This is a genomic window from Massilimicrobiota sp. An105 (assembly GCF_002161155.1).
GTDB lineage: Bacteria > Bacillota_I > Bacilli_A > Erysipelotrichales > Coprobacillaceae > Allocoprobacillus > Allocoprobacillus merdigallinarum.
Genome location: NZ_NFLY01000106.1, coordinates 1 through 1,512, shown reverse-complemented (window position 1 = coordinate 1,512; position 1,512 = coordinate 1). Strand labels below are relative to the sequence as shown.

General features: G+C 39.0%; 2 protein-coding genes. Both read left to right on the top strand.

The window, feature by feature from the left end; translation table 11 throughout:
- Positions 1-1,362, top strand: a 1,362-nt coding sequence (locus B5E48_RS13395; RefSeq protein WP_087305643.1) for an IS91 family transposase, incomplete at its 5' end; no start/stop codon positions are given.
- The coding region (locus B5E48_RS13540) for a hypothetical protein (protein WP_143747036.1) at positions 1,283-1,512 on the top strand (230 nt) is incomplete at its 3' end. The genes B5E48_RS13395 and B5E48_RS13540, both read left to right, overlap by 80 nt.

Genomic DNA, 1,512 nt, shown 5'->3' with positions numbered 1-1,512 from the left:
GATTCTGCTGTCTTATCTTCTTATATAAGAAAGAATACTAAAGAATCTTTTGGTTATATTTTTTTTGATAATATCGATTATATTACTAAGCTTTACAATGACAATAGAATGCGTGATGTAACTTATAAGAATATTCTCGATACTATCCTCTGTGGTTCCGTCTATCTTGGTTTTGATACGTATGAATGTCCTGACTGCGGTTTTGAAACGACCATCCCTCATACCTGCAAATCCAGGTTCTGCTCTAAGTGTGCCGCTAAATCAGCTAAACAGCGTTCCATTTCCATCTCTGCCATGACTTTCTCCTGCAAGCATCGCCATATCGTTTTTACTGTCGCCCAAGAGCTCCGTGATTATTTCATCAGAGATCGTTCTCTCCTCGACCTTTTATTCATCGCTTCCAGAAATACCATCAGCGCTCTTGCCAACGATGCTAAATTCAGAAAAAACAAAAGACTCGAAAAACACAGAAAGCTCCGAAAATCCTCTTCCCCCTATCTCTATAAGGATACAAAGGATAATGTTGTTTTTGGTGCCATTTCTACCCTTCATACTTTTGGCAGACCCCTTGAATTCAATCCTCATATCCACATGCTTGTCTGTCAGGATGCCCTCAATCTCAGGAAGGACTGCATTAAAAGCCTTGCCTATATGGATTTCAATAAGCTCAGAAAAACCTGGATGTATCAAATCCTTGACCTTCTTGACAGGAAAATCAACACAAGACAATTCCATGCACTTAAAAATTACCTTTATAAAAACTATCCCGACGGTTTCTATGTCTATGCCAAAGAACCAAAAAAAGACCAGAGCGAAGATGATGTTGATGATACCGTCGCATATATAACACGCTATACCAACAGACCTGTCATGGCAGAAAGCAGAATTGTAGAATATAATGACACGACCAAAATGATTCATTGGTTCTATAATCGTCATGAGGATGACAAAAGAATCGATGTCACTGAAAGAGTTGAGAGATTCATCCAAAAAGTCATCAGACACTGTCCGGATGAAAACTTCAAGATGACTCGCTACTATGGATTCTATTCCAACAGGTCGACCAGACATTACAATAGAATGGCTGAGCTTCTGGCTCATAAGCAGAAAAAGGAAACACAGTACAAGAAGGAAAGACAGGCCATCGCAAAAATTCAAATCCAGAAGACACATTTCCGTTATTTTATGATACAATCATTTCAGAGGGATCCCATCAAATGCAGATGTGGAATGATCATGAATTATGCTGAAACATATAATCCCTTTGAAGGAGGACGGAAGAATGACATCCCGTACAAAGAAAGATGCATCTACACATCAAAATATCTCAGAAGTCAAACCATTAACGCCAGAAGAAGTTGATGAAATGCTTCTCCATGATGACACATATGAGTCAGATAAGGTACTTATGAAATGTGACAGATGCGGATGTGAAATGGAACTTGACGGATACATATTAAGTGAAATAGCGGAGGCTGATGGAGATGATGAACTGTCATGCATCTGCATGAA